18 protein-coding genes are annotated in these 23,500 nt (G+C 64.0%); 7 read left to right on the forward strand and 11 right to left on the reverse strand.

Going from position 1 to position 23,500, the window contains the following annotated elements:
• Nucleotides 1-38: 38 nt before the first annotated feature.
• Nucleotides 39-1,460 carry a bifunctional D-glycero-beta-D-manno-heptose-7-phosphate kinase/D-glycero-beta-D-manno-heptose 1-phosphate adenylyltransferase HldE gene (gene hldE, locus FHS09_RS14210; RefSeq protein WP_183461031.1) on the reverse strand — a complete coding sequence of 474 codons (1,422 nt, stop codon included), beginning with the start codon at nt 1,458-1,460 and terminating at the stop codon, nt 39-41.
• 216 nt (nt 1,461-1,676) lie between these two features.
• Here hldE and FHS09_RS14215 point away from each other — a divergent pair, with 216 nt between their 5' ends.
• Both FHS09_RS14215 and FHS09_RS14220 read left to right on the forward strand, forming a co-directional pair.
• Complete coding sequence (locus FHS09_RS14215) at nt 1,677-2,828, forward strand: glycosyltransferase (RefSeq protein ID WP_183461033.1); 1,152 nt, start codon at nt 1,677-1,679, stop codon at nt 2,826-2,828.
• A gap of 34 nt (nt 2,829-2,862) precedes the next feature.
• A complete protein-coding gene (locus FHS09_RS14220; RefSeq protein WP_183461035.1) occupies nt 2,863-4,071 on the forward strand; it encodes an O-antigen ligase family protein in 1,209 nt (402 codons plus the stop codon).
• Here the strand turns inward: FHS09_RS14220 and FHS09_RS14225 are convergent.
• The 9 genes from FHS09_RS14225 to tfpB form a co-directional block, all read right to left on the reverse strand.
• Nucleotides 4,025-4,780, reverse strand: coding sequence for a lipopolysaccharide kinase InaA family protein (locus FHS09_RS14225; RefSeq protein ID WP_183461037.1), 756 nt, complete (start codon nt 4,778-4,780; stop codon nt 4,025-4,027). The genes FHS09_RS14220 and FHS09_RS14225 overlap by 47 nt on opposite strands.
• A 3-nt stretch (nt 4,781-4,783) precedes the next feature.
• Complete coding sequence (locus FHS09_RS14230) at nt 4,784-5,599, reverse strand: lipopolysaccharide kinase InaA family protein (protein WP_183461039.1); 816 nt, start codon at nt 5,597-5,599, stop codon at nt 4,784-4,786.
• Nucleotides 5,600-5,758: 159 nt separating this feature from the next.
• Entirely contained in the window at nt 5,759-6,580 is an 822-nt protein-coding gene (rfaP, locus tag FHS09_RS14235) for a lipopolysaccharide core heptose(I) kinase RfaP (RefSeq protein WP_183461041.1), read from the reverse strand.
• Nucleotides 6,573-7,688 carry a glycosyltransferase family 4 protein gene (locus FHS09_RS14240; RefSeq protein ID WP_221192009.1) on the reverse strand — a complete coding sequence of 372 codons (1,116 nt, stop codon included), beginning with the start codon at nt 7,686-7,688 and terminating at the stop codon, nt 6,573-6,575. Before FHS09_RS14240 ends, rfaP begins: the two co-directional genes overlap by 8 nt.
• An 11-nt stretch (nt 7,689-7,699) precedes the next feature.
• The gene (waaC, locus tag FHS09_RS14245; RefSeq protein ID WP_183461045.1) at nt 7,700-8,701 is read right to left on the reverse strand and encodes a lipopolysaccharide heptosyltransferase I; all 1,002 of its coding nucleotides are present in this window, start codon (nt 8,699-8,701) and stop codon (nt 7,700-7,702) included.
• A 4-nt stretch (nt 8,702-8,705) separates the two neighbouring features.
• On the reverse strand, nt 8,706-9,749 hold the full coding sequence (gene waaF, locus FHS09_RS14250; protein WP_246395039.1) for a lipopolysaccharide heptosyltransferase II: 1,044 nt from the start codon (nt 9,747-9,749) through the stop codon (nt 8,706-8,708).
• A gap of 189 nt (nt 9,750-9,938) precedes the next feature.
• On the reverse strand, nt 9,939-10,916 hold the full coding sequence (locus FHS09_RS14255; RefSeq protein ID WP_183461047.1) for a branched-chain amino acid transaminase: 978 nt from the start codon (nt 10,914-10,916) through the stop codon (nt 9,939-9,941).
• Between the two features lie 148 nt (nt 10,917-11,064).
• Entirely contained in the window at nt 11,065-13,917 is a 2,853-nt protein-coding gene (gene glnE / locus FHS09_RS14260) for a bifunctional [glutamate--ammonia ligase]-adenylyl-L-tyrosine phosphorylase/[glutamate--ammonia-ligase] adenylyltransferase (RefSeq protein WP_183461049.1), read from the reverse strand.
• A gap of 107 nt (nt 13,918-14,024) precedes the next feature.
• Nucleotides 14,025-15,797, reverse strand: coding sequence for a type IV pilus assembly ATPase TfpB (gene tfpB / locus FHS09_RS14265; protein WP_183461051.1), 1,773 nt, complete (start codon nt 15,795-15,797; stop codon nt 14,025-14,027).
• A gap of 224 nt (nt 15,798-16,021) precedes the next feature.
• Here tfpB and FHS09_RS14270 point away from each other — a divergent pair, with 224 nt between their 5' ends.
• The 5 genes from FHS09_RS14270 to ilvD all read left to right on the forward strand — a co-directional run bounded on the left by FHS09_RS14270 (nt 16,022) and on the right by ilvD (nt 22,764).
• Nucleotides 16,022-16,699: a TIGR00153 family protein gene (locus FHS09_RS14270; RefSeq protein ID WP_183461052.1), complete on the forward strand. Its 678-nt coding sequence runs from the start codon at nt 16,022-16,024 to the stop codon at nt 16,697-16,699.
• A 10-nt stretch (nt 16,700-16,709) separates the two neighbouring features.
• Entirely contained in the window at nt 16,710-17,984 is a 1,275-nt protein-coding gene (locus FHS09_RS14275; RefSeq protein WP_183461055.1) for an inorganic phosphate transporter, read from the forward strand.
• 194 nt (nt 17,985-18,178) lie between these two features.
• The gene (gene argE, locus FHS09_RS14280; RefSeq protein WP_183461057.1) at nt 18,179-19,333 is read left to right on the forward strand and encodes an acetylornithine deacetylase; all 1,155 of its coding nucleotides are present in this window, start codon (nt 18,179-18,181) and stop codon (nt 19,331-19,333) included.
• A 141-nt stretch (nt 19,334-19,474) separates the two neighbouring features.
• A complete protein-coding gene (gene argA / locus FHS09_RS14285; RefSeq protein WP_183461059.1) occupies nt 19,475-20,827 on the forward strand; it encodes an amino-acid N-acetyltransferase in 1,353 nt (450 codons plus the stop codon).
• A gap of 98 nt (nt 20,828-20,925) precedes the next feature.
• Nucleotides 20,926-22,764, forward strand: coding sequence for a dihydroxy-acid dehydratase (gene ilvD / locus FHS09_RS14290; RefSeq protein ID WP_183461061.1), 1,839 nt, complete (start codon nt 20,926-20,928; stop codon nt 22,762-22,764).
• 89 nt (nt 22,765-22,853) lie between these two features.
• Here the strand turns inward: ilvD and FHS09_RS14295 are convergent, their stop codons facing one another.
• Nucleotides 22,854-23,495 carry an energy transducer TonB gene (locus tag FHS09_RS14295; RefSeq protein ID WP_183461063.1) on the reverse strand — a complete coding sequence of 214 codons (642 nt, stop codon included), beginning with the start codon at nt 23,493-23,495 and terminating at the stop codon, nt 22,854-22,856.
• Between the last annotated feature and the right edge of the window lie 5 nt (nt 23,496-23,500).

Below are 23,500 nucleotides of genomic sequence, written 5' to 3' on the forward strand. Positions count from 1 at the left end.
CTTTAAAAGTGTTTGCTAATGCTCTATCAGCGGAATTTTTATTTTTTAATTTTTTCCACTATCGCGGTGGTAGAGCAGTTGTCGAGAAAATCCAGCGAACGCACTTCACCGCCGTAGCTTTCCACAATCTGCCAGCCCACCACCTGCTCCTTGCTGTAGTCACCACCCTTCACCAGAACATCCGGTTTAAGCAGCTCCAGCAAGCGCTCCGGCGTATCGTCGTCGAAACTGGTCACCCAGTCCACCGCTTCCAGCCCCGCGAGCACCGCCATGCGGCGCTCCACCGGATTGATCGGCCGGCCCTCGCCCTTGAGCCGTGTCACCGAGGCATCACCGTTGACCGCCACGATCAGCCGATCCCCCAGGCGGCGTGCCTGTTCCAGATAGCCCACGTGGCCCGCGTGCAATATATCGAAACAACCGTTTGTAAACACGATTTTTTCACCGCGGGCACGAGCGTCGGCCAGGGCATAGACCAACTGCTCTCCTGTCATTACACCGCGCCCGCTGTGGCCCTCCGTCGCCAGGGCGCCGCGCAGCTCCGGTCCGGAAACCGTTGCCGTGCCCAGTTTGCCCACAGCGATGCCCGCGGCGATATTGGCCATCTCAACGCTGCGCGGCAGGCTCTCACCAGCGGCGATGCCCGCGGCCAGGGTGGCGATCACCGTATCGCCGGCGCCGGTTACGTCGTAGACCTCGCGCGCCCGGGCCGGAAGGTGCAGCTCCTGCAGACCGCGCTGCAGCAGGGTCATGCCGTGCTCGCCGCGGGTGATCAGCAGCGCCTGCAGGTCCAGCTCCTCCATCAGCTTTCCACCCTTTTCCACCAGTTCTTTTTCGCTGGCGCAGGGACCCACCACCAGTTCAAATTCCTGTAGATTGGGTGTGAGCAGGGTGGCGCCCCGGTAGCGGGCAAAATCCGCGCCTTTGGGGTCCACCAGCACCGGCAGTTGCCGCTCCCGCGCCAACCGTATCAGCTCCTGACACCGGGCCAGGGTGCCCTTGGCGTAATCGGACAGCACCAGCGCACCTACACCCTCTGCGCGGCGCGCGAGCAGTGCCGGCAGTCCGGCGCAGTCGGACTCGGCAAAGGGCTGCTCGAAATCCAGGCGCAACAGTTGCTGGTGTCGGCTCATCACCCGCAATTTGGTAATAGTGGGAGAGAGATCAGAGGCAATAAAATCACAGTGCACACCAGCGGCGCTCAGTGTCCGCTCCAGCGCCGACGCGGCGTCGTCCCGTCCCACCAGGCTGATCACGCTGGCCCCCGCGCCGAGGGAGGCCAGGTTGAGGGCCACGTTGCCGGCACCGCCGGGTCTGTCCTCGGTGTCCCCCACCAGCACCACCGGCACCGGAGCCTCCGGGGAAATACGGCCCGTATCGCCGGTCCAGTAGCGGTCCAGCATCAGGTCGCCAATCACTAGAACCTGGGCGCGGTTGAAAACGGGCAGGGGTGCGATCATAGATACCATCGGGCAAACAAAAATAAGTGGTCGGGGGAACCGGAAATCCATCCCGAATATCAAAGCCGGGGAGTTTAACACAAGCAAAATGTGCCAGAGGTGACACGCTTGGAAATACGGGGACCCACGGGCTCCTAGATAGCGCTGTCCTGTGCGGTTAGAATGCCGCACTATATTGCCGCCCCGCCGACGGGCGCCCGAGTACTGAGACACCCTATGCCTGTTACCGTCCTGCAACTCTGCCACTGCTACACCATGCCCTTTGTGGATATCAGCCAGCAGTACGCCGAACTGATGCAACGGCAGGGCGCGCGGGTGGTCACCGTTTTCCTCACCCGCCCCCGGGACGAGGCACTGGCGCAATCGCACAATTCCGACAAGACCGTTTTTCTGGAACTGCGCTCCCAGGATGTGCGCGGCCTTAAGCTGGGCCTGCTGCTGCGCCTGCGCCGCCTGTGCCGCGAGGAGGGCGTCAGCCTGGTGGTAGCACACCGCTGGAAGCCCATTTATCTGGCCACCCTGCTGCAACTGACCATGCCGTCGCTCAAGGTGAGCGGGGTGGCCCACGCCCTGGGACAACTGCAGCGCCACGGCCGCCGCCTGCTGTTTCAACTGTTCGGGCGCCGGGTGCATCTGTTGGGAGTCTCCGACGCTACCCGCGACGACCTGCGACGCTGCCTGCCGGCGGCGGCGCACTCCCGTGTGCAGACGCTGTACAACTATGTCGATTTCGATACCCTGCGCGACCGGCAGTTGGACAGGGTCGCCGCGCGCAAGGCCCTGGGTCTGCCCGACGACGCCTGGGTATTCGGCAATGTGGGCCGCCTGCACCCGCACAAGGACCAGGCCACCCTGCTGCGCGCTTTCGCACGGATCTCCGTGGAGCTGCCGTCTGCACGGCTGTGTGTCCTCGGACAGGGCGAACTGGAAACACAGCTGAGACGGCTCGCCGCGGAACTCGGCGTGGCCACCCGGGTCGACTTTCTCGGTGTGGTACACAATGCTGCGCGCTACTTCCGCGCCTTCGATTGTTTCGTGCTCAGCTCCAGGCGCGAGTCCTTCGGCATGGTGCTGCTGGAGGCGATGGCGGCGGACGTACCAGTGATCGCCAGCGACGCCGGCGGCGCCCGAGAAGTTGTGCACTCCCGTGTTTGGCGCCCACAGCCCGGCGATGCCGGGAGTTTTGCCGAACGCATGCTGGCACTGGCAGAGCTGGACGACGACGCGCGGGCAGCGCTGGCCGCCGAGCAACTGGCCTTTGCCAGTAGCCACTTCAGCCTCGGCGCCATCGAACAGCAGCTTAGCCAACTGGAACTGCACCAGTGGCTTCGGGAAGCCCCCCAGCTCGCAGACTCACAATCCCAATAAGAGCTCCGCAGAAGCTCGAGACAGAAACCGGTTTATGCAGTTCTCCATCCCTTTGAGGCGCAACCCCGAGCGCGCCGCACATTTTCTCTTCTGTGGCTTTATGATTTTTCTCGCCGCCTTCCTGCTGCCCCTGAGCACCAAGGCGGTCAACAATATTTATTACACTCTGGTGCTGCTGCCCCTGGTGTTCACACTGGATCGGGAGACGCTGAGGGATTTCCACTGCAGTCCGCTGGTCAATCTCTGGTATGCGCTGCTCGGCTACCAACTGCTCAGCTACGCCTGGAGCATCGAGTACAGCGAAGAATTCGTCCCCAATCTGAAGCGCCTGTTCTATCTCTACGGCCTGGGGCTGGTGATCTTCGTACTGGTCCGCAGCGGCAAGCCGCTGTCCCGCTGGGTGATTCCCGCAGCGCCACTGCTGATTGCATTGGCGGCGATAGGCAATATGCTCTGGTTCTACAGCGCACATGACTTTCCCCAAGCGCGCCTGGTAGGTGCCAGCCGCATCTCCAACCCGATATTCTTCGGCTCGATTGCCGCGGCCTTCTCCGCCGCCGCACTGGTGCAATGGCACGGCTGGAGTCGCCGCTACCGGTTGCTGTTGCTGCTGGCTGTGGCGGTCAACCTGGGCATTATCTACCTCAGCCAGTCGCGCACCGCGCTGCTCGGGGTGGGAGTCTGTATCGGCAGCCTGTTGCTGGTATTGCCGCGACTGCGCTGGCTGGCGTTGGCCTGCGCCGCGGCGCTGGGCTTGCTGGCACTGGTGGTCGACTGGCAGCCGCTGCTGGCCAGGGGCATGTCCTACCGCCCGGACATCTGGCTGGCCCAGTGGCAGAGGGTGGTGGAGAGCTGCAGCGCACTCTTTGGCTGCGGCCTGGGGGTTAACCCGCAAATAACACTCGAACCGACGCACAATCTCCACCATCCCCACTCCATCTACATGGCCTGGGTGGTATACGGCGGCCTGCTGGGCCTGGCGGCCTATCTCTCGGTACTGGGACTGATTCTGCGCGCCTCGCTGAAAGTGGAGCGGCTGCTGCCCTGGGTGGCTCTGCTACTGGTGGGGCTGGGAGCCACTATGGTGGATGGCGACAAACTGTTGGAATCCCCCAAGGCACTGTGGCTGCTGGTGCACCTGCCGGTAGCGGTGCTGTTGGCGGAACACGCCCGGGCTCGGCGCAAAGACGCGCCCGTTACAGCCGGTGACCCGCTCCGTAGCGACGCCGGTGCCGTTCAGTGATCTTGCGGTAATCCGCGGCGATCCAGCGCCGCACCCGCGCCGGGTCCCAACCGCGTTGTTCACCGTAAACCGCCTGTACCCGATGGACGAAGTCCGCGCTGCAACCGGCCTCCTCGCAGTCCACCAGGAAACGCGCCAGGTCCCGCGCGCCACTGCGCCCCGGGCGCGCGCGGGATACCGAATCCAGATCCACCAGCCAGGTTTCATTTCCGCGCCGGAGTATATTGCCCCACTTGAGATCCCCGTGGACCAGGCCCGCCGTGTGCATCGCCGCCACCTGCGCCAACAATCCTTCGATCGCAGGCGCCAGCTTTTCCTCGACACCCGGCGTGCCCGCGCAGGATAGCAGCGGCGTTGCGCCTTCCAGCCATTGCGCCACCTGTATCGAATGTCCACCGCCGCGGGCATAGCCCAGGCTCGACGGTACGGATACACCCAGCTGTTGCAAACGCAAAGTGGTGCGGTGCACAGCGGCCGCGCGCGCGGGCAGCAGCGGACGGTGCCGGTATTGCTTGACCAGCATTAGTTGGCCGCCGATTTCCACACGGCGGGTAGCGCGCCGCGCTTCCGACTTCAGCAGCTCGCAGGCCACCGGCCAGCGACCATGCAGCCAGTCCACCAACAGATTTTCATCCAGGTGCCCGGCGCGCAGCACACCGCGACAACCGCCGCGGCGCCAATATCTGTATTGGGAAAGTTCAGTGGTCACATATCATCCCGGGAGATATTCCAATATCTCAGTGGACAGGGAGCTGTTGCCGATGATCTTGCCGGCGGGGCGCCCGGCCATGCGGGCCGCCAGGCGCCTGCCAACCAGCGCGCGCAGGCGCCGCTCGGCACGCGCAGAGAGGCCGGCGGCGGCGCAGTAGGCACGCCAGAAACGCAGGCGGTCGGTACGCTGTATCTGGGGCGCCTGCAGCATATTGATCTGCACCAGATTGCGCACCCGCTCGCGCTCGCGCAGGTAGGGCATGCGGCGGCTGCGCTCGTTGTCGATAAAGTGAAAATGCGGCTGCCGAGCGACACTGTCCACCAGCACATTGAACGGGCGCAGGTCGCCGTGGGCAAAGCCCAGTCTGTGCAGCCGCCCCACTTGCGACCCCAGGTCGGTGATCAACTGGCGTTTCCAGTGCAGTCGCTCCCTGCTCTCGGGCCGGGTCAGGTAGCTGGCCAGATAATCCGCCCAGGCCACGCCGCAGATGCTCTCCATCACGATCCAGGGCACGGCCCCGGCAGTCTGTGCGGCGAGGATCCGCGGCGCGGAGAAGCCCGCCTCGAGCAACTTGCGGGTGTTTTTGCAGCAGCGCGCCGCGCGACTGCCGCGCAGGGCGGTCTTTAGCGGCTCCAGCCCCGTGCGCGACAGAAAAGCCTTGAAATAAAACTCCCGCCCGTCCAGGCGGATGCGCGCCACCCGGGCGTAGGGCGAACTTTGCACCCAGTGCCAGCTGCCGTCATCGGGCAGTTGCCAGTCCCGCGCCACCACTTGCGCGGCCATCTGCTGCAGCTGTTGTGCGATGGAATCCGCCATAAATCTCTCTCAAAACCTGATAGCACTAGCTCCCGTAGGGCGGATAAGCGAAGCGCATCCGCCGCTCCAATGTCCGACCGCGGTGGATGCGCTTCGCTTATCCACCCTACGAAAAAGCCTTCCGCACTTAAGTCGGCGTCATTAATCTCTAATCTAAACCTATCGTTTAACGCCCGCCGCGCGCTTGCGCGCCTCGCGCTCACGCACCCGGGCCATCTTCTGTGCGACGCTGCCCCAGAAGCGCTGCCGCCGGCGCAGCGTGTCCGCCGGGCTTTCGCCCTCGCCCAAACCTTCATAGCCGCGCACAAAACGCAGCAGATCGGTGCGGCTGAGGCCGATATCCACCGCGGAGAACCACAGCCCGGCGATATCCTTGATCCGCCAGCGGTTTGGCGTGCGCCCGCGCACCTGCGCCCGGTGCAGGTCGATCAACGACAGCCGGATATCGCCGTGCTCCAGCCGCTCGCTGTCGAGCAGAAAATGGCAAAGGTAGAAATCCCGGTGGTTGACCCCGCCGCAGTGCATGCGCCGCGCGATACGCGCCACCTCCGCGATCAGTTGCCATTTCAGCGCCCGCGACGGCGGGCGCCGGGGCCAGTCGCCGCAGAAGTCTTCCAGGCTGATGGAGGGCTCTATCGCCTCGGTGACAATAAACGAGCGCCTCTGCGCGGGGCTCCAACCGCGCTCGCCGAAGGCGGCCACTTTCATGGTGGCCAGATCCAGCTGTTCCAGCCGGCGGATAGCGCGCAGCTCGGTGGCCGCTCCCACCACCGGGCGGCGCAGGCGCAGCCACTGGCCGAGGATATGCCGCCAGCCCACACCGCTGTGCAGCTTGGCGAAATAGGCCTTGCCATTGAACTCGAAGCGGAAGGTACGCCGCCCAGGCATGGTGCGGAAATCCCGCCCCGGCGTGGTCCAGAGTTCCTCGAAGGGGTCCCGGTCGCGCCACAGATCCGCAAAGGGCCCGGTCAGTTCAATCACTCCTTCGCGCCTCCAACTCGGAGCGGATTTTCTCCAGCACCACCGGGCCGAGATTATACAGATCGGCCTCCTTACTATATGTGAGCGCAAACTTATGCCAGCTGTTGCGCACGCCGTCGTCCAGCGCTTCCATCAGTACTTCACCGAACTGCTCCCGTGAGAAGGGCTCGGCCAGTACCCGACCCGCGCCGGATCGCTCGATATGGGTGGCGTAGCCGGCGCAACCGGAGACGATCACCGGCAGCCCGGCGATCAGCGCCTCCACCAACACCATACCGGCGGCCTCCTCCCGAGCCGGGTGAAGCAGCACATCCGCGCCCATCATCCACTGGCGCACCTCTTCGGAGGGGCCGGCAAAGTGAACCCGGTCGGCCACACCCAGTGCCTGAGCCTGGCGCAGGTACTTGTCTGCCCCGCCCTGGCCAAGCACCGCCAGGCGCGCGCGGGGGCGTCCGGCCAGGGCCTCGATGCAACGGTCCACCCCCTTGCGCCGGAAGTCGCTGCCCACATGCAGAAAGACCACGTCGCCCTCGACCGCGTTGACCCGCTCGCGCACGAACTGCCGCGCGGCCCCTGCGGCTTGGGGGTCATAGGCAAAATCCCGGCCGATTCCCGGCGGCACCGGGGTAAAGCGCTCTTCCTCGGTACCGTAGCAATCGCGGTACTCGCGCTTCTGTTTTTCCGTGAGAGTGAAAATCTGCGTGCCGAGCTCCGGGGCGAATACCGCCCGCTCGAAATCGAGGAAATGCCGCGCGCGCGGGCTGAAGCGGCTGCGCCAGCTCTGCGCGCGGTTGGCCCGGTAGCAGGGGTCGGCGGCGAAATAGAAATCCAGCCCCGGCATGCGGTTGAACCCCAGCAGCGCATCCAGGGCGTAGTCGCCCCGCACCGACGCCAGCCAGCGGGCAAAATTGCGGTCTTTCACATGGTTCTGCCAGCCACCTTTTTTCCAACCAGAGGGTGCCAACACCAGTTCCAGCTCCTTTGGCTTGTCACCGCGCCACTGGCGGGTAAAGGCGGTGACTCTGTGCCCTTGCGCAAGCGCCTCCTCGGCAATACGCAGAAAGTCCTTTTGCAATCCGCCGAAGGGGAAGTATTTGAATAGCGCCATTCCGAGGTGCATTAGCGGGCTTCCTGTATTGCGGCCTGGAGTTCGTCCCATACCCTGGCCGGGGTCAGGCCGGAAAAAATGGCCGGCTTTACATCTGCATCGCCGGGAGGAAAGTCCTCGGCGCAGAGGTAGCGCTGGTTGGCGCCGTATGCACCTACCAGTCTCGGGGAGGTGGGACCGTAGAGGGAGACCGCCGGGGTGCCCAGTGCTGCGCTCAAATGGCCGAGGCCGGTGTCCACGGCCACCGCACCCTCGGCGCCGGCGATGGTGCCGGCGATTTCCGCCAGGTTCATCTTCGGCAGCACCGCGGCGTTTTCCACTCCCCGTGCCAGGCGGAGAGCGCGTTCGCGCTCGATCTTATTTCCCCAGGGCAGCAGCACCCGGTAGCAATCCGCGGCCTGTTCGACCAGTTCGCGCCAGTAGGCTTCCGGATAGTGCTTGTCTTCCCGGGTAGTACCGTGCAGGAACACCACATAGGGCGAGTCGCCCACCGGGGCCGGCCGTGCAAAAGCGCTGCGCGTCAGGCCGCAGTCCACCGCCTCTTCGCAGAGCCGGTAGCTGAGGGCCTCGGCGAACAGCCGGCGCAGGCGCAGCACCGCGTGCTGGTCTCTGGCCACGGTGTATTTGCGTTGATAAAAGAGGCTCGCCAGGGGCTCGCGGGCGCTGGCCCAGTCGTAACCGGCCACGGGCGCGGCCACCTTGCGGGCGATAAAGGCGCTCTTCAGCAGGCCCTGGCCGTCGATCACCAGGTCGTACCGTTGCGCGGCCAGTTGTTCGCGAAAGTGCCCCCACTCGCCGGAGCGGCGCGCGGCCAGTGGCTGCCTGCGCCAGCGGCGCAGGGCCACGGGGATCACCCGCTGCACCGCGGGATGCCAGGCGGGGATCTCGGCGAAGGCCTCCTCCGCCACCCAGTCGAAGCGCAGTTGCGGCAGGGCGCACGCCGCCTCGGTCACCGCGGGCAGGGTATGCACTATGTCGCCGAGGGAGGAGGTTTTTACGATAAGTACGTGCACGGAATCAGGTGGCCAATTGGTCGAGGGCGGAGACAACGCGATCCGGCATCAGTTGGGTCATGCACTTGTGGTGTCCCAGGGGACATTCGCGTTGAAAACAGGGGCCACATTCTACCTCAATGGATACTACCCTGACCCGTTCCCCCAACGGCGGGGTGAAGCCCGGGGAGGTGGAGCCGTACACCGCCACCAGCGGCCGGCCCAGGGCGGCGGCCACGTGCATCAGTCCGGAGTCGTTGCTCACCACTCCGTCGGCTTCGGCCAAAAGGTCGATTGCCTGGGCCAGGTCGGTTTCACCGGCGAGGTTGAAGGCCCACTGCCGGGTCTCATCGGGCAGTTGCTCGACGATCTGTTCGCAGACGGCGCGGTCGTTGGCGGAACCCATCAGCCATACCTGCCAGCCGCGGCCGATCCGCTCTTCGGCCACCGCCGCGTAGTGCTGTTCCGGCCAGCGTTTGGAGGGACCGAATTCGGCACCGGGGCAGAGAGCCAACACCGGGCGCTCTGCGTCCAGAGAGAGGCGGCCGCGCAGTTCGCCGGTATCGGTACCTACTTCCAGTTTCGGGTAGGGCAGATCCTGCGGCAGCGCTGCACTCTTTTCCAGGCCCAGGGCGGCGAAGCGCTGAATCATCAGCGGGTAGCGCTCTTTATCCAGCACGCGCAGGTCGTTGAGCAGACCGTAACGCAATTCGCCGCGCCAGCCGGTGCGCCGGGGGATGCCAGCGAACCAGGGCACCAGTGCGGATTTGAGTGAGTTGGGCAGCAGTATCGCCTGCCGATAACCGCCCCCGCGCAGGGCTTTGCCGAGGCGCCGGCGCTCGCCCAGGCCCAATTTGCCGTGGCCCAGGGGCATATCCACTGCGGCGCGCACCTCCGGCATCCGCTCCAGCAGCGGGCGGCTCCAGGCCGGCGCCAGCACGTCGATGGCGCAGTCCGGACGCTCGCTCTTGAGCAGCTTGAACAGGGTTTGCGCCATCACCATATCGCCCACCCAGGAGGGGCCGACGATCAGGATCTGCTGGGGGAGTGTTTCCGGGATGGGGTTCAAATGCGGCTCCGGCGGGTGAAACCGGGGATTTTATGAGAAGCGGGGGAGAGGAGCAAAATTTGTGCGGCTTTCGTTGCAGGAGCCTGCTTGCAGGCGAACGGCTACAGCGCTTCGTAGCCTTCGCCTGCAAGCAGGCTCCTACAGCGGGCCTCACGGCCCGCAAGCGGAGCTGGAGCTCCGCGGTCCCGGCTATGAATTCGCCGCCAGCTCCAGATCCGGATCAGCCACATCGGTCAGCCAGCCCAGGTGTGCCTGGCTCTTGCCCTGCACCACATCGAAATACAGCTGCTGCAGCCGCTTGGTGATCGGGCCCCGGCGGCCCGCGCCTATGCTGCGGCCGTCGAGCATGCGGATGGGCAGCACCTCAGCGGCCGTGCCGGTGAAGAAGGCCTCGTCGGCGATATAGACTTCATCGCGGGTGATGCGCTTTTCCACCACCTGGTAGCCGCACTCCCTGGCCAGCTCGATTACCGAGTTGCGGGTGATGCCGTCCAGGCAGGAGGTGAGTTCCGGGGTGTAGAGGACGCCGTCACTGACGATAAAGATATTCTCGCCGCTGCCCTCGGCCACATAGCCCTCCGGGTCCAGTAGCAGGGCCTCCTCGCAGCCGTTGCGGATCGCTTCCTGCAGCGCCAGCATTGAATTGATGTAGTTGCCGTTGGCCTTGGCCTTGCACATGCTGATATTCACGTGGTGGCGAGTGTAGGAGGAGGTGTTCACCTTGATCCCCAGCTCCCGCGCTTCCGGGCTCATGTAGCTGGGCCACTCCCAGGCGGCGACGATCACGTGGGCCTGCAACTGGTCGGCGCGCAGGCCCATGCCCTCTGAGCCGTAGAACACCATGGGGCGCAGGTAGGCTTCATGCAATTTGTTCTCGCGCACCACCAGGCGCTGGGCCTCGTTCAGTTGTTCCGCGTCGTAGGGCATGGGGATGTTCATGATTTTGGCGGAGCGGAAAAGTCGCCGCGTGTGGTCCTGCAGGCGGAAGATACTGGTGGCACTTTCGGTCTGAGCGCCTGCGGCGATTTTAGTTTGATAGGCACGCACGCCTTCGAAGACGCCCATGCCATAGTGCAATGTGTGGGTGAGCACATGCACCCGGGCATCACGCCAGGGGATCAATTCGCCATCGAACCAGATGGTGCCGTCGCGGTCGGCAAAAGACATGGGAAAACTCCTACAGATCTAGCTGTTCCCACTCTTCTGTAGGAGCGGCCGTTGGCCGCGATCAAGCTCGTATCTTCGCACGTACCGATCGCGGCCAACGGCCGCCCCTACAAGGGTGGAATTCCGGTAAAAACAGTTTAGGCGGGGCTCAACCGAGCAGCAGCCGCCAGCTTGTTTGCACGGTCTTTCTTTCCGCTTTGAAGTGGTCACCGGCAACAGCTCCCGGCAGTTGTTGTAGCGCCAGGCGATGACCTTCGGATCGGTAGGCTTTGTAGGCGTCGATCAGATGCGCGGCTTGGTGGGCCGGCATCAGGCCCGCCTCGGTGAGGCTTTCGAGTATGCGGATATTGTCGGTGTACCGCACAATCGACGGCGCTTTCCGCGCCCAGGCCAGTGCCGCATATTGAACCATAAATTCGATGTCGACAATACCGCCGGGGCCCTGCTTGAGGTCGAAAGTCCCGCCGTTGCTCTTATCCAGGTGCGCGCGCATCTTATCGCGCATGGCGACCACTTCGCCGCGCAATTTCTTCTCGTCTCGGGGTTGGCACAGCAGATCCAGGCGCAGCTGTTCAAACCCGGCGCAGAGGCGCGGGCTGCCCGCCACCGGGCGGGCGCGCACCAGCGCCTGGTGCTCCCAGGTCCAGGCGCTCTCGCGCTGGTATTTTTCGAACGCGGCCAGCGAGGTCACCAACAGGCCGGAGTTGCCGGAGGGGCGCAGGCGGGTGTCCACCTCGTACAGGGGGCCGCTGAGGGTGCGGGTCTGCAGGATGTGGATCAGCCGCTGGGCCAGGCGGGTGTAGAAACTCAGGTTATCGATTCTGGTGGCGCCGTCGGTGCTCTCTTGCGGATCGGCATCGTGCACGAAGACGATATCCAGGTCCGAGCCGTGGCCCAGCTCCAGGCCGCCCAGCTTACCGTAGGCGACGATGGCGAAGCGCATATCCCCATCGGAGCTGCCCGCGGGTGCGCCGTATTTTTCCAGCATCTGCCGCCAGGCCATCTGCAGTGACTGCTGCAGTATCGCTTCCGCCAGCCAGGTGAGGGAGTCGCTCACTTTCATCAGCGGCAGTGTGCCGTTCACCTCCTGGGCGGCGATGCGCAGACTCTGACTCTGCTTGAAGTGGCGCAGGGCCTCCATCTGCATCTCCAGGTCGCCGGGGTCCAGGCGCAGCATTTCCCGGCGCAGTTCATCGGCGATATCCTCCCGGGAGGCGGGTGCCAGCAGGCGGCGGGAATCCAGCAGTTCGTCCAGCAGTATCGGGTGGCGGGCCAACTGCTCAGCGATGCGGGGGCTGGCGCAGCACAGGCTCAGCAACTGGTTCAGTACCGGGGGATTTTCATTGATCAGCACCAGGTAGGCGCTGCGGCGCAGCACCGAGCGCACCAGCGGCAATACCCGTTCGAGGGCCAGCAGTGAATTTTCCTCCTGTGCGGCGGCCGCCAGCAACAGGGGGATAAACCGGTCCAGACGCACGCGGGCGGTACTGGGTAACGCGGAAACGATTCGCTCACCGCGCAGTTCCGCCAGCAACTTCAATGCCGCCGGGGCGGGGGCGAAGCCCGCTTCGCCGAGGGTGCGCAGGTTGACCGCTTCCAGGGTTTCACTGCCGCAGCCGGCCCACAGGCTCTCCCACTCCTCCGCCGCACTGGGTTCGGCGATCTCCTCCGGCGGCGCGATCACCGTGTCGAACTCCCGCTCGATCACCCCGCGCCGGTCGGCCAGTTCGCCGAGTAATTGCTCCCAGCTGTCGTAACCGAGGGCGAAAGCCAGTCGTTCGCGGCGCTCGCTCTCCGCCGGCAGGGTCTGCGTCTGCCGGTCGCGCTCCGCCTGCAGCGCGTGCTCGATCCGGCGCAGCAGCAGGTAGGCCACCGCCAGTTGGTCGGCGGCGCCGGGCTCCAGGTGACCGTCGCTCTCCAGCAGCGGCAGCAGCTTGAGCAGGTTGCGCTCGCGCAGGGCAGGCTCGCGGCCGCCGCGGATCAGCTGAAAGGATTGGACGATAAATTCGACTTCGCGGATTCCCCCCCTGCCCAGCTTGATATTGTCACCGAGGCTGCGGGCGCGCACCTGGCGCTGGATCAGCGATTTCATTTCGCGCAGCGCATCTATTGCGCCGAAGTCGATATAGCGGCGGTAGGTGAAGGGGCGCAGCAGCTCCATCAGCTCGGCGGCATCGGCCCCGCTGCCCGCCACCGGACGCGCCTTGACCATGGCGTAGCGCTCCCATTCGCGCCCCTGGGTCTGGTAGTAGTCTTCCAGGGCGGCGAAGTGGCTCACCAGTGGGCCGCTGTCGCCGTAGGGGCGCAGGCGCATGTCCACGCGGAACACGAAACCGTCGGCGGTGATGGCGTCCAGGGATTTGATCAGCCGCTGGCCCAGGCGCTGGAAGAATTTCTGGTTTTCCAGGGACTGCTCGCCATCGGTGTGGCCCGGAGAGTGGTACGCGAGGATCAGGTCGATATCCGAAGACAGGTTCAACTCGCGGGCCCCCAGTTTGCCCATGCCCAGCACCACCAGGGACTGGGGGTTGCCGCTGTCGTCCCGCGGCTCGCCGTAGCGGCCGGCCAGCTCGCGATGGTGCCAGTCCAGCGCGGTTTGAATACAGGTTTCCGCCAGATCGCTGAGGCGGGTGCAGACCCGGGGAATATCCCACTGGCCGGCGAAATCCCGCCAAATCGCCTCGGCGATGGCGCGGTTGCGCAGGCGGCGCAGCTCGCGGTCGAGGGCTTCCTCGCTGTCGATATTTTCCAGCGCGGAGGTGTCCAGGCCCAGGTCTTCGCTCTGCAGTAAATCGGGCAGCAGTTCGGGAGTACGGCAGCACTGCTGGAAGAAGAAGTCCGAGCCGATAAAGCTGCGCGCCAAATCCAGTTGCAGGGATTTGTCCTGCAACAGGGATTCGGCCTTTGCGGTGAGTTCTTCGCCCGCGGATTCTCGCCAGTGGTGCCACTGGTCATCGAGTTGCGGGCTGAATTGCGATGGGCAGGTTTCGAATAGTGGCATTGGCGGTGTTCCGATCGCGGCCATGGGCCGCTCCTACAGGCGGGCCTGCGGCCCGATGCGGAGCTGGAGCCCTTAGCGCTCTATAAACAGCTCCGCGGTCCCGGGAATTAAAACGCGATATCCGGCGGCGGCGCCACGCGCAGGACTTCCGCCACGGTGGTGATACCTGCGGCGACCTTCTTGGCGCCGGACAGGCGCAGGCTGTTCATGCCCTCGCGCATACCCTGGCGACGCAGCTGCTGCAGGTCGCAGTCGGGCGTGACCAGGCCTTGGATGGATTCGCTGAACGGCAGTATCTCGTAGATGCCCTGACGCCCCCGGTAACCGGTATTGCGGCACTCCAGGCAGCCCTCGGGGCGGTAGACCACGTCCGGCAGTGGCGCCTTCCAGGGCCGCACCAGCGCCTGCCAGTCCTCCTCGCTGACCTTGTCCTTGCGCTTGCACGCGGGGCACAGGGTGCGCACCAGCCGCTGGGCCATCACCCCCAGCACCGTGGATTTCAGCAGGTAGTGCGGCAGCCCCAGGTCCAGCAAACGGGTGACCGCGGTGGGGGCGTCGTTGGTGTGCAGGGTGGAGATCACCAGGTGGCCGGTGAGCGCCGCCTGCACTGCCATCTGCGCGGTTTCCAGGTCGCGGATCTCGCCCACCATGATAATGTCCGGGTCCTGGCGCATCAGGGTGCGGATGCCGGCGGCGAAGTCGAGGCCGATGGCGTGGTGCACCTGGGTCTGGTTGAAGCTCTCCTCCACCATCTCGATAGGGTCCTCGATGGTGGAGACATTCACTTCGCTGGTGGCCAGCTGCTTGAGACCGGTGTACAGGGTGGTGGTCTTGCCGGAGCCGGTGGGGCCGGTGACCAGGACTATACCGTTGGGGCGGCCGAGCATGGTATGCCAGCGGGCCAGGTCGTCGCCACCCAGGCCCAGATCGCTGTAGGAGCGCGCCAGCACCTCGGGGTCGAAGATCCGCATCACCAGTTTTTCACCGAAAGCGGTGGGCAGGGTGGAGAGGCGCAGTTCCACCTCGCTGCCGTCCGGGCGCTTGGTCTTGATGCGGCCGTCCTGGGGCTTGCGCTTCTCCGCCACATTCATGCGCCCGAGAATTTTCAGGCGGCTGGTGACCGCGGCGTTGACCTGGTCCGGCAGTTCGTGGATAGGGTGCAGCACGCCGTCGATGCGGAAACGGATGCGCGCCATCTCCCGCCGGGGTTCGATATGGATATCACTGGCGCGCTGGTCGAAGGCGTGCTGCAACAGCCAGTCGACGATATTGACGATGTGCTGGTCGTCGGCGTCCGGGTCCTTGAGCTTGCCCAGTTCCAGCAGTTGCTCGAAATTGCCGGCACCGGAGCTGCCCTTGAGGCCGCTGGCCCCGGAGATGGAACTGGCCAGGGAGTAAAACTCCACACAGTAGCGCTGGATATCCGCCGGGCTGGCCACTACCCGCTGCACCGTCCGACCGCTGGTGTGTTCCAGTTGTTCTTCCCAACCGCTGGTATAGGGCTGCGCCGTGGCTACCAGCAGCATGTCCTTGGTAGCCTCCACACAGAGGATCTGGTGGCGCTTGGCAAACTGGAAGCTCATCACCTCGGTGACTGCGGCCACATTCACCTTGAGAGGGTCGATATGGTAGAGGCCGTGAGAGGAGGAATCCGCCAGCCACTGGGTGAGGGTCCCGTCGTCCAGTACCTTGCCCGGGCGCTTGCGATTCTCCAGTTCACAGCTGGCGATATAGCTGAGCGGGTGCATTTGCGCCTGCTCAGCGGTGCGCGGGGTGCCGATCAGCCGGTTGGCGTCCTGTCGGTTGATATAGCCCTGGGATACCAGGTCTTCCAGCAATCCCCGCAAATCCAGTAACCTGTCCGCAACTTTGCCTACCATAGGGAAACCCATTCTTCCATTGTCCGACCGCGCATTGTAGCTCTATCGGAACCCGGTGACAGTGCACCGTTAACGCGCATTGTGCACAAACTTTCGCCACCGGGTGGCTCCAGGATCACCCGCGCGTACGGGGGGGAGATTTATGGGCGAGCGGGTTATTAACGCCCTTCCGACAAGTTGCGGTACCATGCCGCCCATTTGCGCCAGAGAGCAAAGGAGCACCCATGCCCCTGTCCAATATCGCCAGCCTGTTTGGCCGCTCGCCGATCAAGCCGATCAAGGAGCATATGGCCACGGCCCACGAGGCCTCGGCGGACCTGGTCCCCTTCTTCGAAGCCCTGATGCAGGGTGACCTGGCCACCGCCGAGCAGGTCCAGCAGCGTATCTCCGCCAGCGAGAACCGCGCTGACGACATCAAGAAAGACCTGCGCCTGCACCTGCCGGACAGCCTGTTTATGCCGGTTTCCCGCTCGGATCTGCTGGAGCTGCTCCACGCCCAGGATGAAGTGGCCAACACCGCCCAGGATATCGCCGGGCTGGCCACCGGCCGCAAGATGGAGATTCCGCAACAGTTGCAGCCGCTGATGAAGACCTTCGTCGACAGCGCCGTAGCCGCCTCCGCCCAGGCCCTGCTCGCCATCAACGAGCTGGACGAGTTATTGGAATCCGGCTTTGCCGGGCGCGAAGTGGATATCGCCCAGCGCATGACCGAGGAGCTGGACGAACTGGAGCGCAAGTCCGACAAGCTGGAAGTGGAAGTGCGCGCGGCGCTGTTCAAAATCGAAAAAGAACTACCGCCGGTGGATGTAATCTTTCTCTACCGGGTGATCGATTGGATCGGCGACCTGGCCGACCGCGCCCACAGCGTGGGTAACCGTTTGCAGTTGTTATTGGCACGCTAGGGGGCTTACCGTGGAAATTCTTACTCAATACGGCACTGTGCTGTTGATCCTGGCCTGCGTATTCGGTTTCTTTATGGCCTGGGGGGTCGGCGCCAACGACGTGGCCAACGCCATGGGCACCTCGGTGGGTTCCCGCGCGCTGACCATCAAACAGGCGATCCTGATCGCCATGATCTTTGAGTTCGCCGGCGCCTACCTGGCTGGCGGCGAGGTCACCGCCACCATCCGCAAGGGCATCATCGCGTCGGATGTCTTCAACGACCAGCCCGAACTGCTGGTGTACGGCATGCTCTCGGCGCTGCTCGCCGCCGGCACCTGGCTGATGATCGCGAGTATTCTCGGCTGGCCCGTGTCCACCACCCACTCCATCGTCGGCGCCATCGTCGGTTTTTCTGCGGTTGGAATCTCCATGGAGGCGGTGGCCTGGGGCAAGGTGGGCAGTATCGTGGCCAGTTGGGTGGTGTCGCCGCTGCTCGCCGGCACCATTGCATTTTTACTCTTCCGCAGCGTGCAGCGGCTGATCCTCAATACCGAGGACCCCTTCAACAATGCCAAGCGCTATATCCCCTTCTATATGTTCGCGGTGGGCTGGATGATCGCCATGGTGACTTTGACCAAGGGGTTGAAGCACGTACTGAAAGATGCCCAAATCGAGCTGTCTTTTTTGCAGGATGCGGGCATTGCCGCGCTGGTGGGTCTGCTGGTGATGGGTATCGGTGTGACCATGCTGAAGCGCATCAAGCGCGATCCGGCCCGCGAGCGGGAGAACCGCTTTGCCAATGTGGAGCGGGTCTTCGCCATCCTGATGGTCTTTACCGCCTGTGCCATGGCCTTCGCCCACGGCTCCAACGACGTGGCCAACGCGGTGGGGCCGCTGGCCGCGATAGTCAATACGGTGCAGACCGGCGCGGTAGGGGCCAAGGCCACCATGCCCTCGTGGATTCTACTGCTGGGGGGCGCCGGTATCGTGGTGGGCTTGGCCACCTACGGCTTCAAGGTAATGGCCACCATCGGCCGCAAGATCACCGAACTGACTCCGAGCCGCGGCTTTGCCGCCGAACTGGGCGCGGCCTCCACCGTGGTGCTGGCCTCCGGTACCGGCCTGCCGGTTTCCACCACCCACACCCTGGTGGGCGCGGTGCTGGGCGTGGGCCTGGCCCGCGGTATCGGCGCACTGAACCTGCGCATGATCAGCACCATCGCCGTCTCCTGGGTGGTCACCCTGCCCGCCGGTGCCGGTATTGCGATTCTGTTTTTCTTTTTCTTCAAGGGCGTGTTCGGCTAGCAGCCGGATACATAACTGCTAAAAAGGGGAGGCGTCACCGACGCCTCCCCTTTTTCTTGCCATGATGATCCTGGAATTCGCCGATATCGATAAGCGGCAGGGAAGTGATCTATCTGCGCGGTCAGATAACGCTATTATTATAGCCGCGGTGCTGATCGACAGGTGGCGCCATGAAAAGGATAAGGGACAGAGCTATGGGTAATTCCGCGGTACCAGACCTGAAACAGCAGCTGCAGCAACTGGTGGCCTGCCCCAGTGTCAGCGCCACCGATCCCAAACTGGACATGGGTAACCGCGGGGTGGTGGAACTGCTCGCGGCCTGGCTGGAAACCCTGGGCTTTTCGGTGGAACTGATGCCCCTTCCGGGCCAGCCGGACAAGGTTAATATGATCGCCACACTGGGGAAGGGTAACGGCGGCCTGGTACTGGCGGGCCACACCGATACGGTTCCCTACGACGAGGGCCGCTGGCAGACGGATCCGTTTGAACTGCGGGAAAGGGACAACCGCTTCTACGGCCTGGGCAGCACCGATATGAAGGGCTTTTTCCCTATAGCCATCGAAGCGGCCAAATCCTTTATCGGCAAACCGCTGCAGCAACCGCTGATTATTCTCGCCACCGCCGATGAGGAAACCTCCATGGCCGGTGCCCGCGCCCTGGTAAAGGCCAGTCGGCCGCGGGCCCGCTACGCGGTGGTGGGCGAGCCCACCGGACTGAAACCCATCCGCATGCACAAGGGCGTGATGATGGAAGCGGTGCGTATCACAGGCCGCTCCGGCCACTCCTCCGATCCTTCGCTGGGCGCCAGCGCCCTGGAGGCCATGCACAGGGCTATCAGTGAGCTGCTGGCACTGCGCAGCGAGTGGCAGCAGCGCTACCGCAACCCCGGTTTTGCGGTGCCGGTGCCGACGATGAACCTGGGTTGTATCCACGGCGGCGACAACCCAAACCGGATCTGCGGCTATACCGAACTGCAGTTCGACGTGCGCCCACTGCCGGGTATGCCACTGGCGGACTTGCGCGCAGAGCTGGACAAGCGACTACACGGATGCATCCAGGACGAAAAAATCCAGCTGGAGTACGCGCCGCTGTTTCTGGGCACCGAGGCTTTCGAGCAGTGTGCCGGCTCGCAGTTGGTGAAGGTAGCGGAGACGCTCACCGGCCACAGCGCGGAAAGCGTGGCCTTTGGCACCGAGGCGCCCTATTTCAAAAGCATGGGGATCGAAACCATCGTGCTGGGGCCGGGGGATATCGACCAGGCGCACCAGCCGGACGAGTATCTGGGGCAGGAGCGCATCGCACCGATGGTGGAGATACTGCGCGGGCTGATTGCGAAGTTCTGTCTGTAGGAGCGGCCGTTGGCCGCGATCAAGTTTGGTAGAACCGGATAATCTGATCGCGGCCAACGGCCGCTCCTACAGGGAAAACTGCGCGGTCCCAAAATACGGTATATTTCCACAATATTTCTTCAACACACGGAATACGCATTCGTGAGCGACAACAGCGCCTCCCTGAACTGGTTCCGCCACGCCGCGCCCTATATCAATGACCTGCGCGGCCGCACCCTGGTGGTCGCCGTTCCCGGCGATGCACTGGAACACGCCAATTTTCGCAATCTGGTGCACGATCTGACATTGCTGGTCAGTCTCGGTGTGCGCCTGGTGGTGGTGCACGGCGCGCGCGTCCAGGTCAATCGCGCCCTGGCCGAACACGGGATCGAGAACCGGTTTTACGGCAACACCCGGATCACCGACCGGGAGACGCTGGAGGTGATCAAGGCCGCGGTGGGCAGGCTGCGATTCGATATCGAGGCGGCCTTTTCCCAGGGGCTGCCGGATTCCCCCATGGCGCGCTCTGCACTCAAGGTGATTTCCGGCAATTTCGTCACCGCGCGCCCCATCGGCGTGCTGGACGGCACCGACCTGCGCTGGACCGGTCAGGTGCGGCGCATGGAAGTGAATACGATCGATCGCGCCCTGGAGCAGGGGGCACTGGTGCTGCTCTCGCCACTCGGCACTTCGCTGACCGGCGAGTTGTTCAACCTGAACTACCTCGACCTGGCCGCCGAGGCCGCCAAGGCACTGCGGGCGGAAAAGCTCATCCTGTACCGCGACACACCCCAACTGCTGGTCAACGGCGAAGCGGTGTATGAACTCAGCATCGTGCAAGCCGAACAACTGGCCGATCAGGTGGATAGCGAAACCCTGTACTGCGCCATCCGCGCCTGCAACGCGGGGACACCGCGGACCCACCTGCTGAGCTATGCGGACAACGGCGCGCTGCTGCAGGAACTCTTCCGCCGCGAGGGTGCCGGCACCATGATCTACCGCGATACCTATGAGGTGGTACGCCGCGCGCGCATCACCGACGTGGGCGGCGTTCTCGGTCTCATCCGCCCGCTGGAGAAACAGGGCATCCTGGTGCGCCGCTCGCGGGAAAAACTCGAGGCGGAAATCGACCACTTCACCCTGGTGGAAGTGGACGGCACTCCGGTGGCCTGTGCGGCGCTCTACCCGATACAGGATGAAGCGGGCGAGACGGTAGCCGCGGAGATCGCCTGCGTGGCCATCCACCCGGACTTTCGCGGCGGCGGCCGCGGCGCCAAGCTGCTGCACCACCTGGAGCGGCAGGCGGGAGTCCTGGGGCTCGGGGAACTCTATGTACTGACCACCCAGGCGGAACATTGGTTTATAGAGCAGGGCTTCTCCCAGGTTGCAGTGCAGGACCTGCCCGCGGCGCGGCAGTCGCTCTATAACATACAGCGCAATTCCCGCGTTCTACATAAGCGGCTTTCTACGCAACAATCTCTCTCACAGCCAGAAAAGAAAGGACAGGCATCCTAGTCAAAAGCACTACCGGGAGACCTTCCGCCAAGTTATCCTAAAAGCTGTCTTTTTTTGCTAAGCTGTCGCCCCATTTCGTACAGCCGGACACAGACTCTATGCCCCAGTACCGCTCCCGCACCTCCACCTTCGGCCGCAATATGGCCGGCGCCCGTGCCCTGTGGCGCGCCACCGGCATGAAGGACGACGACTTCAACAACAAGCCGATTATTGCGGTGGCCAACTCCTTCACCCAATTCGTGCCCGGCCACGTGCACCTGAAGGATATGGGCCAGTTGGTGGCGCGGGAGATCGAGAAAGCCGGCGGGGTGGCCAAGGAGTTCAACACCATCGCGGTGGACGACGGTATCGCCATGGGTCATGACGGCATGCTCTACAGCCTGCCCAGCCGTGAGATCATTGCCGACTCGGTGGAATATATGGTGAATGCCCACTGTGCCGACGCGCTGGTTTGCATCTCCAACTGCGACAAGATCACCCCGGGGATGTTGATGGCCGCGCTGCGGCTGAATATTCCCGTCATCTTCGTCTCCGGCGGTCCCATGGAGGCGGGCAAGACCAAGCTGGCGGAACACAAGCTGGACCTGGTGGACGCCATGGTGATCGCCGCCACCGATTCCGCCTCCGACGAAATGGTCGAGGCCTACGAACGCTCCGCCTGCCCCACCTGCGGCTCCTGTTCCGGCATGTTCACCGCCAACTCGATGAACTGCCTGACCGAGGCCCTGGGCCTGTCGCTGCCGGGCAACGGCACCCTGCTGGCCACACACGCGGACCGCCGGGAACTGTTCCTGAGCGCGGGGCGGGAAATCGTCGCCCTGGCCAAGCGCTACTACGAAGGGGACGACGACAGCGCCCTGCCACGCAACATCGCCAACCGCGCCGCCTTCGCCAACGCCATGGCCCTGGATATCGCCATGGGGGGCTCCACCAATACCATCCTGCACCTCCTGGCCGCGGCGCAGGAGGGCGAGGTGGACTTCACCCTGGCGGATATCGACCAGCTGTCGCGCAAGATCCCGCAGCTGTGCAAGGTGGCGCCGAACACGCAGAAATATCATATCGAGGATGTGCACCGGGCCGGCGGGGTTATGTCGATTCTCGGCGAACTGGAAGCGGCCGGGCTTCTGGATGCGAGCCTGCCCACGGTGTACAGCCGTTCTTTTACCGAAGCGCTGGCGCAGTGGGATATCCGCCGCACCGACGACCAGGCAGTCCACGACTTCTTTCGCGCCGGCCCCGCGGGCATTCCCACCCAGACCGCCTTCAGCCAGGATTGCCGCTGGTCGAGCCTGGACGGCGACCGCGAGAACGGCTGCATCCGCTCCGTAGAGCACGCCTATTCCGCAGAGGGCGGCCTGGCGGTACTGTTCGGCAACCTCGCGCCGGACGGCTGCGTGGTAAAGACCTCCGGCGTGGAGGAGGAGCTGTGGCAGTTCGAGGGCCCGGCGCATGTTGTCGAGAGCCAGGAAGCCGCCGTGCAGAATATTCTCGACGGCAAGGTGAAATCCGGCGAGGCGGTGATCGTGCGCTATGAAGGGCCGAAGGGCGGACCGGGTATGCAGGAGATGCTCTACCCGACCAGCTACCTGAAATCCAAAGGGCTGGGCAAATCCTGCGCGCTGATTACCGACGGTCGCTTTTCCGGCGGCACCTCCGGTCTGTCCATCGGTCACGTGTCCCCAGAGGCCGCCTCAGGCGGCGCCATTGGCCTGGTGGAGAGCGGCGATACCATTCGTATCGATATCCCTGCGCGCACCATCGAAGTGGATATCCCCGAGGCCGAGCTGCAGCGGCGCCGCCAGGCGATGGCCGCCAAAGGAGATTCGGCCTGGAAACCGGTTGAACAGCGCCCACGCAAGGTGAGCAAGGCATTGAAGGCCTACGCCCTACTGGCCACAAGTGCCGACAAGGGCGCTGTGCGCGAAATCGATTAACCTATTGTAGGAGCGGCCCATGGCCGCGATCGATCTGCCTTCGTAGTAGATCCCGATCGCGGCCATGGGCCGCTCCCACAACAGGGGCATCAATCCGCTATTTGGTACCGGATCCGGTTGCGCACACCGTGGCGCTCCACCGGCTTGCCATCCTCCAATTGCGGCTGGTACTTGAACCTGGCCGCCGCGGCAACGGCAGAGCGGTTGAAGACATCCGTTAGCCTCCCCTCGCTGTCGTAGCCCGCCACTGCCCGCGGGTCCCGCACACTGCCGCTTTTGGTTATGGTGAATTCCACCACTACATAGCCTTCGATTCCACGACGCAGCGCCGCTGAAGGGTATCGGGCTGCCGGCTTGAATACCGGTATCGGGTCCCGCGATACAATGACTTCCGTTCCGCTACCTTGCGGCCTCGGCGGTGCAATTAACGTGGGCACTACAACCGGATCGACAGTGGTTTCAATGATGGTGGTCACAGGCTGTGGCGGTACTGCCTGCGGCGGCTGCGGAGGGTCGTTCCTGATAACCGTCGGTTCTCGCGTCGGCATATGCACGGGTTTGATCGGGCCGAGATTGTCTTCGGGAGGCTCCGTATAATCGGTGGCGATCAGGTGGCTCATAATAAATAGCAGTGCCAGGGTACTGATCGCGGCCAGACCGAGGCTGCGGCTGTAAGTCGAAGCAATGACAAAGAAAACAAAGGGATTTTGTTGAGGATAAGCTCTATCCATAACAC

It is taken from the genome of Microbulbifer rhizosphaerae, assembly GCF_014191725.1.
Taxonomy (GTDB): Bacteria; Pseudomonadota; Gammaproteobacteria; order Pseudomonadales; family Cellvibrionaceae; genus Microbulbifer; species Microbulbifer rhizosphaerae.

Excerpts from the sequence above, each read along its gene's own strand:
- hldE (WP_183461031.1), bottom strand. The coding sequence starts at position 1,460 with ATGATCGCACCCCTGCCCGTTTTCAACCGCGCCCAGGTTCTAGTGATT.
- glnE (WP_183461049.1), bottom strand. The coding sequence starts at position 13,917 with ATGCCACTATTCGAAACCTGCCCATCGCAATTCAGCCCGCAACTCGAT.
- FHS09_RS14255 (WP_183461047.1), bottom strand. The coding sequence starts at position 10,916 with ATGTCTTTTGCCGACCGCGACGGCACCATCTGGTTCGATGGCGAATTG.
- ilvD (WP_183461061.1), top strand. The coding sequence starts at position 20,926 with ATGCCCCAGTACCGCTCCCGCACCTCCACCTTCGGCCGCAATATGGCC.
- FHS09_RS14215 (WP_183461033.1), top strand. The coding sequence starts at position 1,677 with ATGCCTGTTACCGTCCTGCAACTCTGCCACTGCTACACCATGCCCTTT.
- FHS09_RS14270 (WP_183461052.1), top strand. The coding sequence starts at position 16,022 with ATGCCCCTGTCCAATATCGCCAGCCTGTTTGGCCGCTCGCCGATCAAG.
- FHS09_RS14295 (WP_183461063.1), bottom strand. The coding sequence starts at position 23,495 with ATGGATAGAGCTTATCCTCAACAAAATCCCTTTGTTTTCTTTGTCATT.
- FHS09_RS14240 (WP_221192009.1), bottom strand. The coding sequence starts at position 7,688 with ATGGCGCTATTCAAATACTTCCCCTTCGGCGGATTGCAAAAGGACTTT.
- FHS09_RS14230 (WP_183461039.1), bottom strand. The coding sequence starts at position 5,599 with ATGGCGGATTCCATCGCACAACAGCTGCAGCAGATGGCCGCGCAAGTG.
- FHS09_RS14220 (WP_183461035.1), top strand. The coding sequence starts at position 2,863 with ATGCAGTTCTCCATCCCTTTGAGGCGCAACCCCGAGCGCGCCGCACAT.
- argE (WP_183461057.1), top strand. The coding sequence starts at position 18,179 with ATGGGTAATTCCGCGGTACCAGACCTGAAACAGCAGCTGCAGCAACTG.
- tfpB (WP_183461051.1), bottom strand. The coding sequence starts at position 15,797 with ATGGTAGGCAAAGTTGCGGACAGGTTACTGGATTTGCGGGGATTGCTG.